General features: G+C 61.7%; 12 protein-coding genes and 1 pseudogene. 9 read left to right on the top strand and 4 right to left on the bottom strand.

Annotated elements, in window-relative coordinates:
• Together ACHMXK_RS10940 and ACHMXK_RS10935 are read left to right on the top strand one after the other, a co-directional pair.
• Positions 1-971: pseudogene (locus ACHMXK_RS10940) on the top strand (quinone oxidoreductase family protein).
• Between the two features lie 219 nt (positions 972-1,190).
• Positions 1,191-1,577: a DUF488 domain-containing protein gene (locus ACHMXK_RS10935; protein WP_397440228.1), complete on the top strand. Its 387-nt coding sequence runs from the start codon at positions 1,191-1,193 to the stop codon at positions 1,575-1,577.
• Between the two features lie 67 nt (positions 1,578-1,644).
• On the opposite strand, the gene boxB is transcribed toward ACHMXK_RS10935, so the two are convergent.
• The 3 genes from boxB to ACHMXK_RS10920 all read right to left on the bottom strand — a co-directional run bounded on the left by boxB (position 1,645) and on the right by ACHMXK_RS10920 (position 5,779).
• Positions 1,645-3,069 carry a benzoyl-CoA 2,3-epoxidase subunit BoxB gene (gene boxB, locus ACHMXK_RS10930; protein WP_397440226.1) on the bottom strand — a complete coding sequence of 475 codons (1,425 nt, stop codon included), beginning with the start codon at positions 3,067-3,069 and terminating at the stop codon, positions 1,645-1,647.
• Between the two features lie 118 nt (positions 3,070-3,187).
• Positions 3,188-4,891, bottom strand: a complete 1,704-nt coding sequence (gene boxC / locus ACHMXK_RS10925) for a 2,3-epoxybenzoyl-CoA dihydrolase (RefSeq protein WP_397440224.1) — start codon at positions 4,889-4,891, stop codon at positions 3,188-3,190.
• Between the two features lie 18 nt (positions 4,892-4,909).
• Positions 4,910-5,779, bottom strand: a complete 870-nt coding sequence (locus ACHMXK_RS10920; RefSeq protein WP_397440222.1) for a helix-turn-helix transcriptional regulator — start codon at positions 5,777-5,779, stop codon at positions 4,910-4,912.
• A gap of 125 nt (positions 5,780-5,904) precedes the next feature.
• Here ACHMXK_RS10920 and ACHMXK_RS10915 point away from each other — a divergent pair, with 125 nt between their 5' ends.
• From ACHMXK_RS10915 to ACHMXK_RS10885, 7 genes are all read left to right on the top strand, one after another.
• On the top strand, positions 5,905-6,396 hold the full coding sequence (locus ACHMXK_RS10915; RefSeq protein WP_397440220.1) for a flavodoxin domain-containing protein: 492 nt from the start codon (positions 5,905-5,907) through the stop codon (positions 6,394-6,396).
• A gap of 79 nt (positions 6,397-6,475) precedes the next feature.
• On the top strand, positions 6,476-8,056 hold the full coding sequence (locus ACHMXK_RS10910) for a benzoate-CoA ligase family protein (protein ID WP_397440218.1): 1,581 nt from the start codon (positions 6,476-6,478) through the stop codon (positions 8,054-8,056).
• Between the two features lie 146 nt (positions 8,057-8,202).
• Positions 8,203-9,402 (top strand): ABC transporter substrate-binding protein, encoded by a 1,200-nt coding sequence (locus ACHMXK_RS10905; protein WP_397440216.1) that lies wholly within the window; start codon positions 8,203-8,205, stop codon positions 9,400-9,402.
• 215 nt (positions 9,403-9,617) lie between these two features.
• A complete protein-coding gene (locus tag ACHMXK_RS10900; RefSeq protein WP_397440214.1) occupies positions 9,618-10,481 on the top strand; it encodes a branched-chain amino acid ABC transporter permease in 864 nt (287 codons plus the stop codon).
• A 115-nt stretch (positions 10,482-10,596) separates the two neighbouring features.
• A complete protein-coding gene (locus tag ACHMXK_RS10895; protein ID WP_397440212.1) occupies positions 10,597-11,604 on the top strand; it encodes a branched-chain amino acid ABC transporter permease in 1,008 nt (335 codons plus the stop codon).
• Positions 11,605-11,682: 78 nt separating this feature from the next.
• Positions 11,683-12,432, top strand: coding sequence for an ABC transporter ATP-binding protein (locus ACHMXK_RS10890; protein ID WP_397440210.1), 750 nt, complete (start codon positions 11,683-11,685; stop codon positions 12,430-12,432).
• Positions 12,433-12,526: 94 nt separating this feature from the next.
• The gene (locus ACHMXK_RS10885; RefSeq protein ID WP_397440208.1) at positions 12,527-13,240 is read left to right on the top strand and encodes an ABC transporter ATP-binding protein; all 714 of its coding nucleotides are present in this window, start codon (positions 12,527-12,529) and stop codon (positions 13,238-13,240) included.
• Here the strand turns inward: ACHMXK_RS10885 and dinG are convergent.
• Complete coding sequence (dinG, locus tag ACHMXK_RS10880) at positions 13,237-15,405, bottom strand: ATP-dependent DNA helicase DinG (RefSeq protein ID WP_397440206.1); 2,169 nt, start codon at positions 15,403-15,405, stop codon at positions 13,237-13,239. The genes ACHMXK_RS10885 and dinG overlap by 4 nt on opposite strands.
• Positions 15,406-15,480 lie beyond the last annotated feature (75 nt).

The following is a 15,480-nucleotide window of genomic DNA, read 5'->3' as shown; positions in this document are numbered from 1 at the left end:
ATGGCCAAGGCCATACGTTTTCACGAAACCGGCGGACCGGAAGTCCTCAAGCTTGAACCCGTCGAGCTTGGCGAGCCAGGACCCGGCCAGGCGCGCGTGCGCCACACCGGCATTGCAGTCAACTTTATTGACATCTACTTTCGCACCGGGCGTTATCCGCGCCATTGCCCAGCGGCCTGGGCTCGGACGCAGTGGGTGTGGTGGAGGCGGTAGGCCCCGGCGTGACAGAGATTGCAGCAGGCGACCGCGTCGGCTACCTGATCGGCCCGCAAGGCGCTTATTCGGATGTGCGCGTGATGCCGGCCGAGGTGCTGATCAGGCTGCCGGATGGCATTTCGGACAGTACAGCCGCAACCCTCATGATGAAGGGGATGACAGCGCAATACCTGTTTCGCCAGGTGTTTCCACTCCAGGGCGGTGAAACCATCCTCTACCACGCAGCAGCAGGCGGCGTGGGCCTGATCGCCTGCCAGTGGGCCAAAGCCATGGGTGTGACCATGATAGGAACCGTCAGCACCGACGAAAAAGCCGCCATCGCCAAAGCCAACGGATGCGCCCACGTCATCGTCACTTCGCGCGACAACATCGCGGAGCGCGTCAAAGAGATCACCGGTGGCAAGGGCGTGCCCGTGGTGTTTGACTCGGTGGGCAAGGACACACTGGAAGCGTCCCTGAACAGCCTGCAAACACGGGGCACACTGGTGAGCAACGGTACCTCGTCCGGCCCTGTGGTGATAGACACCAAGCTGTTGGCCGCCAAAGGTTCACTGTGGGTGACGCGCCCGGCCATGATGCACTACATCATGCCTCGCAGCCACATGCTGGAGATGGCCAAGGAGGTATTTGACATGGTGCTTGCCGGCAAGATCAAAAGCGAGGCCTCACAATCCTTCCCGCTCGAAGCGGCAGCCGAGGCACACCGTGCACTGGAATCCCGAAAAACCGTGGGCGCTACGGTCTTGTTGCCTTGAGCCGGTCTTGATCCGTAAACACTGCCGTTAACAGGCGCCAGCAGGCAGGTCATTGGCCAAGCTGCCCCTTGCCTGAGACGTCGTACCATCGCCACCACCCGGTCGCGCCGTTGCTGCATATGGCATCCGACCGCAGGTGTCTGGTGCTGCAGCGGATTTCACATCCGGCACAAGCATTTCATAATGCACCTGAACTACCCAAATCCACAGGAGAGCGTTATGGCAGTAAAAATCATCCGGCTTGGCACACCACGAAGCAGCAACGAAGGTCTACGCATAGGCACGGTGCGGCGTCCGCCGCGCGGTGTACCCAAAACCGAATTTGCCTCGCAAGACTGGTATGACGTCTGGTACCCCAACCTGGCGCCCAGCGCGGAGACCATGAAGCTGGGCCAGGCGGTGGCATCCGACAAGGACTGGGCGACCTTTAGCAAAAAATACCGCAGCGAAATGAACGAGGCCGACGCCAGCCGCAACTTGGACCTGCTGGCCGCGCTGTCACATCAGTCCAACTTCACCATGGGCTGTTATTGCGAAAACGAGGCACGCTGCCACCGTTCATTGTTGCGGGATTTGCTCAAAGAACGCGGCGCCCTGATCGGCTGACGCATCAAAAAAGCCCCGAAGCGGATACCGCGTTCGGGGCTTGTTGCATCAGGCCTGCGCCCGAAGATCAGAGCTTCACGTATTCGTAGTCAAGCACGTTGGCATTGATACCGCGGTCCGGCGGTGCGATCCAGCCGGCCATCTTGCCGGGCTCGGTGACGCGTTGCATCAGACTGTGGATAAAGGTTTTGTCTGCATCGGTGGGCAGCCAGGCGTCTTTTTTCGCTTCAAATTCAGCCGCACTGATGGGATGGCCTTGCGGGTCGGTATGGGCGCCAGCCCAGGCACCGACGCTGCGGCGAAAACGTGTGTTCGGCAGGCTCAGTTCAAAGTCGACACCGGCACGTTTGATGCCCATGTTCCAGCGTGTCACGCCGACATTGCAGTCCTTCACGTATTCCAGGCGCGTGATTTCGTTCATACCGTTGCGGGTAGAGATGGTTTCGTTCTTCAAACCGCCCTTCCCGTCCGGCACCTGGATGATCATCTCGCTGTCGACCTCGACGTGATCGGCAAACTTGGCCTCATCGGGCCGGCCCTTGATGCCGTTGCTGAAGTAGTTGGCGGCATTGGACGAAGCCTCGGAGCCGAACAGGTCCAGCGAAGACGTGAACCAGAAGTTCATGAATTTCTGGATGGTCGGCAGGTCGATCACGCCGGCTTTACGCAAGGTGTCCACGTTGTCGGTGTCCAGCTCTTTCATCACTTCCAGCGTGCGTTTGATGACGCGGCCAATGCCGGTTTCGCCCACAAACATGTGGTGCGCTTCTTCGGTCAGCATAAAACGCGTGGTGCGCGCCAGCGGGTCAAAAGCACTTTCGGCAAAACTCTTGAGCTGGAACTTGCCGTCACGGTCGGTGAAATACGTGAACATGAAAAAGCTCAGCCAGTTGTCCATGGGTTCGTTGAAGGTGCCCAGGATGCGCGGCTTGTCGGCATCGCCGCTGTGGCGTGTGAGCAGCTCTTCGGCTTCCTCGCGGCCATCGCGGCCAAAGTGTGCATGCAACAGATAAACCATGGCCCAGAGATGCCGGCCTTCCTCGACGTTGACCTGGAACAGGTTGCGCAAGTCATACAAGGACGGTGCCGTGTGGCCCAGCAGACGCTGCTGCTCGACCGAGGCCGGCTCGGTGTCGCCCTGGGTCACAATCAGGCGGCGAAAAGCGCTACGGTATTCGCCCGGCACTTCCTGCCAGACGTCCTGGCCCATGTGGTCGCCAAAACCAATCTTGCGGTTTTCTTCCTTGTCGGCCAGAAAAATGCCCCAGCGGTAGTCGGGCATGGGCGTGTAGCCATAACTGGCCCAGCCGGAGGCATCCACACCGACAGCGGTGCGCAGGTAAACCTCTTTGGCGTTGAAGTCACTCGGACCCATTTCGTCCCACCAGCTCATGAAAGCCGGTTGCCAGTGCTCAAGCGCACGTTGCAACTGGCGGTTTTCGCCGAGGTTTACGTTGTTGGGAATCAGGGCTTGAAGGTCGATGCTGCTCATGGTGTTTCCTCTTTCTGGGTTTGTCATTGCGGACTTGATCCGCAATCCATGTCACACAGCCCAATGGCTAGCGAGGCGTGGATGCCGGATCGAGTCCGGCATGACGGGAAAATACTGTTTAGATGCGCTTCCAGTCGAATTTCGCTTTTTTGCCGGTGCCAAAAAGTTTCAGCGCGCCGTCTTCACCGACCGCATTCGGCCGGATGAAAATCCAGTTTTGCCAGGCAGACAAGCGGCCAAACACACGTGTCTCCATGGTCTCCTTGCCCGGGAAACGCAGCGAGGCTTCCATGCCGGTCATGGCGTCGGGCGACATGGAGGCACGTTCTTCCAGCATGATGCGGATTTCGTCGTCCCAGTCGATGTCGTCCGGCGTCAGGGTCACCAGGCCCAGCTCCAGCGCCTGGTCGGCGCGCAGCTTGCTGTCGCCGAGTTTTTCGAGCTGGCTGATGGTGGCGTTGTCTTCGTAAAAACGCGTCTGCAGACGGGTCAAGCCGTTGACGGCCGGGAACCAGCCGAAGTTGGCCGGGCTCAGTTGCAGTGCGGGCGCGGCATCGGGCGAGTCCGGCAGGTCCAGCATGTAGATGCGGTCGCAGGCCAGGGCCAGCTCATAAAAGGTGCCGGCAAAACATGAGCCGCCATCCACCAGCGCGATCAGCGAACGGCTGGTCACATCGATGCGGGCCAAGGTGCGGCGCAGCGCACCCGTGGTTTCCTTGACCAGCCAATGGTCTTTGAGCTTGGCCAGCACCTCGTCCATGCGAATCACCTGCCCGGCATCACCTTGCGTGCGGATCACCCAGGTGCCGACTTCGAGTTCGTTGGTGCGCAGGTTCAGGATGGCGTCGTCGAGTTCGCGCTGCAACTTGAGCGGGTACCAGTTGGCGCTGGCGGCTTCAATCGCTTCGGGCGTGGACTCAATCGCGGCAGTCGGTGCCTTGACCGTGATGGTGGCGATGCGTGTGTTGCGATCCACCTGGGCATCGACCACGCTGTAGTGGTAACCGGTATCGTCAATCAGCGCTTTCAAAGGTGTGAGCTCAATGCCTTTTGAGGCTGCAGCCCGCGTGGATTGGGCGCGAAGCGCTTCAATTTCGGTAGCGAGCAAGGCGCCGAACTGTTGCGGCTTGGCGTAGGCGTCTATCAGTTTCCAGTCCTGGGCGCGGTCGGCACGCACCCCTTCGCTGGTGGTGCAGAAAATGTCGGCCAGGTCGCGGCGCACCTTGCGTTTGTCGGTCACGCGGGTCAGGCCGCCGGTGCCGGGCAAGACACCCAGCAGCGGCACTTCGGGCAGGCTCACGGTGGAGGAACGGTCGTCCACCATGACAATGCGGTCGCAGGCCAGGGCCAGCTCATAACCGCCGCCGGCGCAGGCGCCGGTGACCGCCGCGATGGCTTTCAGGCCGTCGTGGCGCGAGGAGTCTTCCAGGCCATTGCGGGTTTCGTTGGTGAACTTGCAGAAGTTGACTTTCCAGCCGTGGGTGGACAGGCCCAGCATGTAGATGTTGGCGCCCGAGCACCAGATTTTTTCCTTGCCGGATTCAAACACCACCACCTTGACGGCCGGGTGTTCAAAACGGATGCGGTTGATCGCGTCGTGCAGCTCGATGTCCACGCCCAGGTCATAACTGTTGAGCTTGAGTTTGTAGCCGGGCTTGATGCCGCCGTCTTCGTTGATGTCGAGCTTGAGGCGCGCGACATCACCTTCGACGCTCAAGGTCCAGTGCTGGTACTTGGTCGGATGCGTGGCAAAACTCACGAGCTCGCGCTCCTGGCCTTCAATCACCTGTTTGAATAACAGCGGTTCAGTCATGGCATTCATGGGGGTCTCCTGTGGGTATCAGTTGCTGCTCGCCTGGGGCACCGACCGCTTCAGGTCGGTCAGGCTTTGCTTGAGGGTGCGTGCCGCGGTATCGACCACGGCATCGGCGCGTGCGTACAAGGCCTCGCGGCTGGCGAGGATGCGGCGCAGGTCTTCCATGGCTTCGTTGGTCGCACCCCGTGTGGTGTCAAAGGGCCGCATGTCGCCCTGCGCGACCACGCGGGCCATGTGTTCTTCCGGGCTGGCCTTGAGCCAGACGCAATAAAAGCGGCTTTGCAGCAGGTCAAAGGTTTCACGCTCGCTGACAATGCTGCCGCCTGTGGTCATGACCACGCCGTCGGCATGGTCCTCGGCAATGCGGAACAAGGCGCGGCGCTCGTAACGGCGGTAACCGGCCTGCCCATGTAACAACAAAATTTCGTTCATGCTGGTGCCGGCTTCGCGTTCGATCTCGCGGTCCAGCTCGACAAAAGGCACGCCGCGTTCGGTCGCCAGTTGCAGGCCCAGGGTTGATTTGCCGGCGCCGCGCAGGCCGATCAGGGCGATGCGCCGCTCACGGCCCAGCGCTTCGCTCAGGCCGAAGGTGCCGCCCAGCAAGGCATAGGCCTGGTCCAGCTGGCTGTCGTCCAGCCGGCCCAGCAGCCCGTGGACCCGGGCCAGCGCCGGACGCGGCGCGTCCTGCAGCAGTTCAAGAATGGAGATGTTCAGGGCGCGGGCGGCGGCTTCCAGCGAGTTGATGGAGACATTGCCCTTGCCGCTTTCCACGTCGGCCAGAAAACGTTCGCTCAAACCCGAATCGGCGGCGAGCTGCTTGCGAGTCATGCCGCGGCGGGCGCGCCAGGCACGGACCCGGCCGCCCAGCTCGGCCAGCGTTGCTTTTGCTTCCATTTCAGATATGACTTGCATCGGACACCACTTTTTGTGAAAAGTACTTGCGCTCTAACTGGATTGCAGTATACTTCACATCAATTCGATGTCAAGCAGTTTATTGCATCTTTTTTTGGAGATCCTTGATGAAGCTCAAAATCCTGGTGGGTACCATGACCAGCACCGCTGACTATGTGGCACAGGCCATTCAGATGGATTGTGCCGATCTGGTCGATGATATTGAAGTCCAGCTGATGGACGGACTAAACATCGGCGTCTTTGATGCACCGGTCGATGAAGATGCGGTATATCTCATTTGCACATCCACCTACGGCCAGGGCGATGTGCCCGACAACGCCCGCGCGCTGTACGACTCGCTGGACAGCCAGCCCAAGTTTCTGGGCCATGTGCGTTACGGCGTGATTGCGCTGGGCGACCGCACCTATCAGCAAACTTTTGCTTTTGGTGGCAAGAAATTCGACGAACGCCTGCAAGGCCTGGGCGCCCAGCGTATCGGCGAGATCTGGATGCACGACGCCAGCGGCGGCACCCTGCCCGAGACCGAAGGCGCCGCCTGGTGCCGCGAGTGGCTGGCCCTGGCGCTGGCCAGTTCTGCCAGCGCAGAAGCCATCACCTAAGCTTTCACATATAAATGCTGTTCCAGCCCTTGCGCAGCGGGCGCAGGCGGCTATAAAAACAAGAGCATCTGGAGACCCCATGAATCTCAGCCGCGCCGACCATTCCATCAGCCCTCCTTTTGTCGACATCCCGCGCGACTACAACGCGGCCCATGATCTGCTGGCGCGCAATGCCGGCCGCAGCGACAAGGTCGCGTTTATCGATGCCGTCAGCGGAAGCACGCTGACGTATGGTGAACTGAGCGAACAATCCCACCGTTTTGCCAACGCCTTGCGCGCCCAGGGTTTTGCGCCCGAGAGCCGCATCCTGCTGGCCATGCTGGACACGCCCGAATGGCCGGTGGCCTTTCTGGGTTGCATCCTGGCTGGTGTGGTGCCGGTGGCGGCCAACACCTTGCTGACCAGTAAAGACTTTGACTTCATGCTGCGCGACTCACGCGCCCAGGGCCTGATCGTGTCGCAGGCCTTGCTGCCGGCTTTCGAACCACTGATAAGCCAGATTCCCACGCTGCGCAGCGTGATCGTCGCCGGCGTCGATAATTCAGCATCAAATACAACGCTAGCCCAGATGGTGCGGTCACAAGCAGCTACCAAAACCGTAGCAGATACTTGTGCCGACGACGCCTGTTTCTGGCTCTACTCCAGCGGCTCCACGGGTGCCCCCAAAGGCACGGTACATCTGCACAGCCACCTGGTGCAAACCGCCGAACTCTATGGCCGCGGCGTCTTGGGCATCCAGGAATCTGACGTGGTTTATTCCGCCGCCAAGCTGTTTTTTGCCTATGGCCTGGGCAACGGCCTGACCTTTCCCATGAGTGTGGGCGCCACGGCCATCTTGCTGCCGTCGCGGCCGACACCGGCCGATGTGTTTGGCCTCCTGAAAAAATACCAGCCCACCATTTTTTACGGCGTGCCCACCCTGTACGCAGCCTTGCTGGCCGACCCGGCGCGCCCGCCAAAGTCGGAACTCAATTTACGTGTCTGCACCAGCGCCGGTGAAGCCCTGCCCGCCGAGATCGGCAAAAAATGGACGGCGCATTACGGCTGCGACATTCTTGACGGCATAGGTTCGACCGAAATGCTGCACATTTTTCTCAGCAACCGTCCCGGTGAAGTGCGTTACGGCAGCACCGGCAAGGCCGTGCCCGGTTATGCGCTGCGCATCGTCGGCGACGACGGGCGCGAATGTGGTGTCGGCGAAATCGGCGAGCTGCAGATCAGCGGTCCCAGCGCGGCACTGATGTACTGGAACAGCCGCGCCAAAACCAAGACCACCTTTGCCGGCGAATGGACACGCAGCGGCGACAAATACACGGTCGATGCCGACGGTTTCTACACCTACAGCGGCCGCAGCGACGACATGCTCAAGGTCGGCGGCATTTATGTCTCACCCTTTGAAGTTGAAGCCTGCCTGATGACGCACCCGGCCGTGCTGGAAGTGGCCGTGATCGGCCTGGCGGACAGTGACGGCCTGATCAAACCCAAAGCCTGCGTGGTGCTCAAGGCCGGGCAAAACGCCTCGGCCGATGAACTCAAGGCCCATGTGAAGCAACAACTGGCGCCCTACAAATACCCGCGCTGGATCGAGTTTGTGTCCGAGCTGCCGAAAACCGCCACCGGCAAGATACAACGCTTCAAATTGCGCCAGACCCAAGACTAGACTCAAAACCTGGCAGAGAAATTGCTTTAAATATAAACAATTTAATCCTCAATCTCGGGTTTTTCACTAGGGTGTTTTCCTACGGCCACCGTTAGTATTCAGGCATTGCTGCGCTTTCACATTTCGCCTCAACCAGGAGTTTTTCAATGACCTCACGCCTTCCTTCACGCCGTTTGATTCTGAGCCAAAGTGCTGCCGTCATCGGTGCGGCATCCACCGGCTTGTTGCTCCCGCAAATCGTGCGAGCCCAGCCGAACAAGGTGCGTGTGGGTTTCATGCTGCCTTACACCGGCACGTTTGCGCAGCTCGGCGTCGCCATCGAAAACGGTTTTCGCATGGCCATCAATGAGCAAGGCGGCAAGCTGGGCGGCCGCGAGATTGAATACTTCAAGGTCGACGACGAGTCCGAGCCTTCCAAAGGTGTCGAAAACGCCAGCAAGCTGGTGCAGCGCGACAAGGTCGACGTGTTGATCGGCACCGTGCACTCCGGCGTGCAGATGGGCATCCAGAAAGTCGCTCGCGACAGCGGCGTGTTGACCCTGATCCCGAATGCCGGCGTACATGCCGCCACCCGCGCCCTCTGCGCCCCCAACGTCTTCCGCACCTCCTTCACCAACTCCCAGCCCACCCTGGCGCTGGGCAAGGTCATGATGGACAAGGGCCTGAAGAAAACCGTCTGGATCACCTGGAAATACGCAGCCGGCGACGAAGCCTTTGAAGGCTTCAAGGAAAGTTACACCAAGGCCGGTGGCACCATCGTCAAGGAACTGGGCCTGCCCTTCCCCAACGTCGAGTTCCAGGCCCTGCTGACCGAAATCGCCGCGCTCAAACCCGATGCCGTGGCCTGCTTCTTCGCCGGTGGTGGCGCGGCCAAGTTCATCAAGGACTACGCCGCAGCCGGCCTGAAGGACAAAATCCCGCTCTACGGCTCCGGCTTCCTCACCGAGGGTGTGCTGGACGCTGCCGGCCCCGCCGCCGAAGGCATCATCACCACGATGCACTATGCCGACTCGCTGGACACGCCGCGCAACAACCAGTTCCGTCTGGCCTACGCCAAAGCCTACCGCTCGCAGCCCGACGTGTACGCGGTGCAGGGTTACGACACAGGTTTGCTGCTGGTCCAGGGCGCCAACGCCGTCAAAGGTGATTTGTCGAACAAACCGACCTTGTACAAGGCCATGGAAGGCGCGACCATCGACAGCCCACGCGGCAAATGGACCATGAGCAAGGCGCACAACCCGGTGCAGGACATCTACCTGCGCCGCGTGGAAAAAGGCGACAACAAGGTGATCGGCGTGGCCGCCAAGGCGCTGGCCGACTCCGGCGCCGGCTGCAAGATGGGCTGAGGACGTGGCCCCCACGCTCGCCACTTCGTGTGCTTCGCTGCCCCCCGAGGGGGCTCATTTTCCTTGGGGCGGCCCTGCGGAAAATTGCTCACGGTGAGGCGATGCGTTCCTGCATCACAGTGGGGAGGTTCTCGGACCTCCCATTTTTTTGGTACAGACCTTGCATGCACGTCTGACACCGCGTTTATCTTTTCTCCCGAACCCACAACGCCTCGATGGATCTAGCCAACTTTCTCATTCAGCTGCTCAACAGCGTGCAATACGGCCTGCTGCTGTTCATGCTGGCTGCCGGCCTGACGCTGATCTTCGGCATCATGGGCGTGGTCAACCTGGCGCACGGCGGTTTTTACATGCTGGGGGCTTACCTGGCCTGGTCACTCAGCGCCTATTTCGGCAGCCTGACCCTGGCCATTCTGGGCGGCGCCGTGCTGTCGGCAATTTTTGGGCTGGCACTGGAGTGGCTGCTGTTTCGCCACTTCTACCAGCGCGACCACCTCGACCAGGTCTTGCTGACCTTCGGCCTGATCTACATCTTTGAAGAGTTGCGCTCCATCCTCTGGGGTGACGACGTGCATGGTGTGCCGATTCCGGAGCTGCTCAGCGCCTCGATCCCACTGACCGACAACCTGTCCTACCCGGTCTACCGCCTGTTCATGTCCGGCGTCTGCCTGGCGCTAGCGGTGGGCCTCTACCTCTTGATTTCAAAAACCCGGCTCGGCATGAAAATCCGCGCCGGCGCCTTCAACCGCGAAATGGCCGGCGCCCTGGGCATCAACATCAAGCTGATCCACGCCGTGGTGTTTGCACTCGGCGTCACCCTGGCGGCGGTGGCCGGCATGATCGCCGCACCGGTTGCCAGTGTCTACCCCAACATGGGCTCGCAAGTGCTCATCATGTGTTTTGTGGTGGTGGTGATTGGCGGCATAGGCTCGGTGCGCGGCGCCATGATCGCGGCGCTGCTGGTCGGCTTGGTCGACACTTTTGGCAAGGTGCTGCTGCCGCAGGTGGCAGGCATGCTGGTGTATATGTTAATGGCCGCTGTATTACTGTGGAAACCCGAAGGTTTGTTTAAACAATGACTAACCGGCCCCCACGTTTGTCGCTTCGCGTACTGCACTGCCCCCCTGGGGGGCTCATTTTCCTAGGGGCGGCCCGACGGAAAATTGACCCTGTTTCTTTTCTTGGATCCCTTGTATGAGTGCCGCTAAAGCCAATCTCGAAATCCTGCCGCGCGGCGTGCAGCTCACCCTGGTGCTGGGCCTGATCGCCCTGCTGGCCTTTCCTTTTGCCGGCACCGACTTCTACACCCAGATGGTCACACGCATGATGATCATGGCCATCTTTGCGATGAGCCTGGACCTGCTGCAAGGCGTCACCGGCCTGGTGTCGCTGGGCCATGCGGCCTACTTCGGCCTGGCCGGTTATGCGCTGGCCTTTCTGATGCCGCAAGGCGAAGCGGTCAGCCTGTGGTGGACCTTGCCACTGGCGGTGCTGGCCTCCGGGCTGGCGGCGCTGATCATCGGCTTTTTTGTGGTGCGCACCCACGGCATTTATTTCATCATGGTGACCATGGCGTTTGCGCAGATGGTGTTTTTCCTGTTTTTTGACAACAAGGTACTGGGCGGCTCGGACGGCCTGTATGTCAACTTCAAGCCGGACACCGCCATCTTCGGCTGGGTGCCGTTTGACCTCGACAACAAACGGACCCTGTATTACTTCACCCTGGCGGTGATGTTGGGGGTCTATGCCTTTTTGCGCCGCTTGTTGTGGAGCCCGTTCGGGCGTGCGCTGGCCGGCATACGTATCAACGAACACCGCATGCGCGCCATGGGTTTTGGCACCTTCCGCTACAAACTCACGGCCTTCACCCTGGCCGGTGCGCTGGCCGGTCTGGCGGGTTATTTGTGGGGCACACAAACCGGCTACATCAACCCCGAACTCATGGGTTTTCACATGAGTGCACACGGCATCATGATGGTGATCCTGGGCGGCATGGGCAACTTCGCCGGCGCCATCGTGGGTGCATTTGCGTTTGAATACCTGTTGCATGTGTTCAAGGACTTGCCGCAGGTCGGCAGTGTCAACCTGGGCAAACATTGGCAATTGTGGATGGGGCTGTTCATCGTGCTGCTGGTCACTTTTGCGCCACGCGGCATCCTCGGCCTGGTCGAGCGTTTCGGCAAGCGCAAGGAAAAATCATGAGCCCCCACGTTCGCCTTCGCTCTCTGCCCCCCGAGGGGGCGCATGCCTGCCTAGAGGCGGCTCGTCGGAGGCATGACCATGAGTGAGATCCTGCTCTCGGCCAAAAACCTGACCAAACGTTTCGGCGGCCTGGCGGCCGTCCACGATGTGTCCATCGATTTGCGACGTCAACACATCCATGCGGTGATCGGCCCCAACGGTGCCGGCAAATCAACCTTGACCAACCTGCTCTCCGGCGACCTGCCGCCCACCTCGGGTTCGGTGCGACTGGGCGAGCAAGACGTCACGGGCTGGAACCCTGAAAAAATTTCGCGCCAGGGCCTGGGCCGCAGCTACCAGAAAACCAATATCTTCCTGCCCTTCACGGTCTGGGACAACGTGCGCCTGGCCGCGCAGTCGCGCCAGCCGCATGCTGCACGCTGGCTCAGCCGCGCTACTGATTTTGTAGCTATTAACGACTGCGCCACCAGGGCAATCGAGCTTTCCGGCCTTGAAAATCGAAAAAACGCGATTGCCGGCACCATCAGCCACGGCGAGCAGCGCCAGCTGGAAATTGCCATGACGCTGGCCACCGGGCCACAGGTGCTGCTGCTGGACGAACCGCTGGCCGGCATGGGTGTGGCCGAGGCCGAACGCATGGTCGCCCTGCTGCTGACGCTCAAGGCCGAACACGGCATTCTGCTGGTGGAGCACGACATGGACGCGGTGTTCACCCTGGCCGACCAGTTGACCGTCATGGTCAACGGCCAGGTCATCGCCAGCGGCACCCCCGCCCAAATCCGCGCCGACGCCGGCGTGCAGGCCGCCTACCTCGGCGAGGAACATTAATGCCCCCACGCTTGTCACTTCGTGTACTACGCTGCCCCCCGAGGGGGCTGGCCTTGCTTGGGGCGGCCCAGCGCTGCGGCCGGCTGGAGACCTTATGAGCACTCTACTGATCGACGCGAAAGACCTCCACACCTATTACGGTGCCAGCCACATCTTGCGCGGCATCAATTTTTCCGTGGCGCGCGGCGAAACCATAGGTCTGATGGGTCGCAACGGCATGGGCAAAAGCACCTTGCTCAAAAGCATCATGGGCCTGGTCAAACCGCGCTCCGGCAGCCTGGACATCGTCGGCAAACCCATGTTGGGCCGGGCGCCTTATGAAATTTCACAACTGGGCATTGCCTACGTGCCCGAAGGCCGCGGCATCTTCGGCAACCTCAGCGTGGTCGAAAACCTGAAGATGGCGGCGCGCGCCGGCACCCGCGGCCAGCGCGACTGGACTTACGACCGGGTGCTGGAAACTTTTCCGCGCCTGAAAGAACGCCTGGGCCACGGCGGCCAGCAGCTCAGCGGTGGCGAGCAGCAGATGTTGACCATAGGCCGCGCGCTGATGACCAACCCCGATGTGCTGATCCTGGACGAGGCCACCGAAGGCCTGGCGCCGCTGATTGCACGCGACATCTGGCGCATCTGCGGTGTGATCCGTGAAAGCGGCATCAGCAGCGTGATCGTCGACAAGAACTGGAAACACGTCACCCAGATCACCGACCGCAACATCATCCTGGTCAAGGGTGAGGTGGTGTTTGAAGGCAGCTCCGCCGAGCTGCACGCCCGGCCCGAACTGCTGACGCAATACCTGGGCGTCTAACTCAGCACACCGGCCGCACTGCGGCGCTGCTGCACAAACGGCGGCAAGCCCTGCAGCAGACGCTGGCCATAACCGGTGTTCACCAGTCGCCGGTCGTAGCAATACACAAAGGCGCGGTCGGTCTCCGTGCGGATGGCTCGCCCGGCCCATTGCGCCAGCCGGATGGCCGTTGCCGGCACCACCAGCTCACTGAAGGGATCGCGCCCTACGGAACGCAGCCACTCGGCGCGCGCTTCGCCCACCGGGTCGTCCGGCGGCGCAAACGGCAGCTTCGCAATAAACACGGACTCGCACAGCTGGCCCGGCAGATCCAGGCCTTCACCGAAAGACTGCAACCCAAAAATCACCGAGGCCTGACCCGCCGCCACGCGCTCGCGATGGCGCCTGAGCAGCACGGGACGCGGCAACTCCCCCTGCACCAGGACTTGCTCGCGCAAGCCGCCAGCCAAAGCCTCGACGGCCTGGCGCATCTGCTCGCGCGAGGTAAACAGGCACAGGGCGCCGTGTGCCACCTGGGCCAGGTCTCCCAGCAAGGCCTGCACCATTTCGGCCGTGAAGGCGTCGGCCTGCTTGGGGTCGGCCCGGGTTTCCACCGTGACGAAGCGTCCCTGGCTGGCGTAATCGAAGGGGCTGGCGACTTCCAGCGCGCTCACCGCCGGATCGTTGTGCAGGCCGGACTCGCGCAGGTAAAAATCAAACTGCCCGCAACTCGTCAGGGTGGCAGAGGTCACTACGGCCGCACGCACACGCGACCAGAAGTTGTGGCGCAGCGTGCTGCCCGGCAGGATAGGGCTGGCATGTGCCTTGATGATCACCAGCCCACCGTCCAGGCCACCCTCACCCATCTCGAAGGTGAACCATTTGGCCACGGGCGCGTTCTCCTGCTCGCCTTCTGTTTCGCGCAGCAGCAACTGGGTGGTGGCATGCACCTGCTCCAGCCGCGGCGAGAGCATGCCCAGTTGCGCGTAAAGCGTGGACAGCCGGCGCGCCTCGCCGGGATCGTCCCGCATCCCCGCGCGCAAGGCCTTGGCAATCGTGTTGAGCACAGCCAGAAAACTCTCGGCCTGCACATCCAGCAGACGCAGAGGTTCGTCCAGCTCGGGCGGCAGGCGGCCGCGCGGCAGGCGTGCCCGCGCTGGCCCGTGTGTGCCCCGCGCGTCCTTGAAAGCCTGGCCGTACAGGTCCATCACCAGCCGGCTGATGTCCAGCAGGCCCTGGCGAAGTTGCGCGGCAAAGCGCGGCACGTCCGCGGCTTCGGCGACGGTCATGAGTCCGCCGATGCGGCGCGCACGCGTGGCCAGCGTGTCCAGCCAGGTGTTGCGGCTCAAATCCATGGACGCGGAAAACTGGTCCAGCGCCACGGCCGGCAGGTGATGGCCTTCATCCAGCACCAGCAAACAGTTATCCAGATCGGGCAACAGACGCGAACCGAGCGAGGACATCAGCAAGTCGTGGTTCGCCACAATCACTTGCGCCCCCACCAGTTCCTTGCGTCTGTCGTAATAGGTGCACTGGCTGTACACCGGGCAATGTTTCCCGGTGCATGAACTGGACTCGGCGGCCACCGACGACCAGAAGTCCGCCGCGGGCGGCTGGGCCAGGTTGTCGCGGTCGCCGTCCCAGGCGCCACTGGCGAGGTCGCGCACCAGCACGGCAAAAAAGCTGCTGCGGGCCTCGGTCACATGTTGCGGCGTGCTGGCGCTCAGCTCGTCGGCAAACAGGTCGTCGTCCTCCTCCGCCGTGCCGGCCTGGCGCGACAGCTTGAGCTTGCAGACATAACGCCCCCGCCCCTTGGCCAGGCCGAACTTGAAGGGCTGCGGCAACATGGCCGCCAGCGCCGGCAGGTCCTTGTTCACCAACTGCTCCTGCAGCGCCACCGTGGCGGTGGAGATCAACACCCGGGTGTTGCGCGCCAGGGCCGCCGCGATGGCGGGCGCGCAATAGGCCAGCGACTTGCCGACGCCCGTGCCGGCCTGGATGACCGCAATCGCACGCACAGGCTCGTCGCCGTCACCCTCGGTTTTGCCCAGCGTGGCGGCGCCAAAGGTCTGCGCCACCTTTTCGGCCATCAGCCGCTGACCGGGCCTGTCCCGGAAGGTAGCGGAAGCGCCCACCGCGTGGTCGAAGGCGGCAAGCGCCAGCCGGGAAATCTCGTCAGGAAGCATGGCTATCAAGGAAAAAGCCGCTGGCGCGGCATGAGTTTGGAAAGTGCCCTGAGCCCTGGCTGGCACGGTGCCCGG

This window comes from Polaromonas sp. UC242_47 (assembly GCF_044452385.1).
In the GTDB taxonomy this organism is placed as follows: Bacteria; Pseudomonadota; Gammaproteobacteria; order Burkholderiales; family Burkholderiaceae_C; genus Polaromonas.
The sequence above is the reverse complement of the archived record's forward strand: the minus strand, read 5'-3'. Positions and strand labels throughout refer to the sequence as shown.

Excerpts from the sequence above, each read along its gene's own strand:
- ACHMXK_RS10905 (WP_397440216.1), top strand. The coding sequence starts at position 8,203 with ATGACCTCACGCCTTCCTTCACGCCGTTTGATTCTGAGCCAAAGTGCT.
- ACHMXK_RS10915 (WP_397440220.1), top strand. The coding sequence starts at position 5,905 with ATGAAGCTCAAAATCCTGGTGGGTACCATGACCAGCACCGCTGACTAT.
- ACHMXK_RS10910 (WP_397440218.1), top strand. The coding sequence starts at position 6,476 with ATGAATCTCAGCCGCGCCGACCATTCCATCAGCCCTCCTTTTGTCGAC.
- ACHMXK_RS10895 (WP_397440212.1), top strand. The coding sequence starts at position 10,597 with ATGAGTGCCGCTAAAGCCAATCTCGAAATCCTGCCGCGCGGCGTGCAG.
- ACHMXK_RS10935 (WP_397440228.1), top strand. The coding sequence starts at position 1,191 with ATGGCAGTAAAAATCATCCGGCTTGGCACACCACGAAGCAGCAACGAA.
- ACHMXK_RS10890 (WP_397440210.1), top strand. The coding sequence starts at position 11,683 with ATGAGTGAGATCCTGCTCTCGGCCAAAAACCTGACCAAACGTTTCGGC.
- dinG (WP_397440206.1), bottom strand. The coding sequence starts at position 15,405 with ATGCTTCCTGACGAGATTTCCCGGCTGGCGCTTGCCGCCTTCGACCAC.
- boxC (WP_397440224.1), bottom strand. The coding sequence starts at position 4,891 with ATGAATGCCATGACTGAACCGCTGTTATTCAAACAGGTGATTGAAGGC.
- ACHMXK_RS10885 (WP_397440208.1), top strand. The coding sequence starts at position 12,527 with ATGAGCACTCTACTGATCGACGCGAAAGACCTCCACACCTATTACGGT.
- ACHMXK_RS10920 (WP_397440222.1), bottom strand. The coding sequence starts at position 5,779 with ATGGAAGCAAAAGCAACGCTGGCCGAGCTGGGCGGCCGGGTCCGTGCC.
- ACHMXK_RS10900 (WP_397440214.1), top strand. The coding sequence starts at position 9,618 with ATGGATCTAGCCAACTTTCTCATTCAGCTGCTCAACAGCGTGCAATAC.
- boxB (WP_397440226.1), bottom strand. The coding sequence starts at position 3,069 with ATGAGCAGCATCGACCTTCAAGCCCTGATTCCCAACAACGTAAACCTC.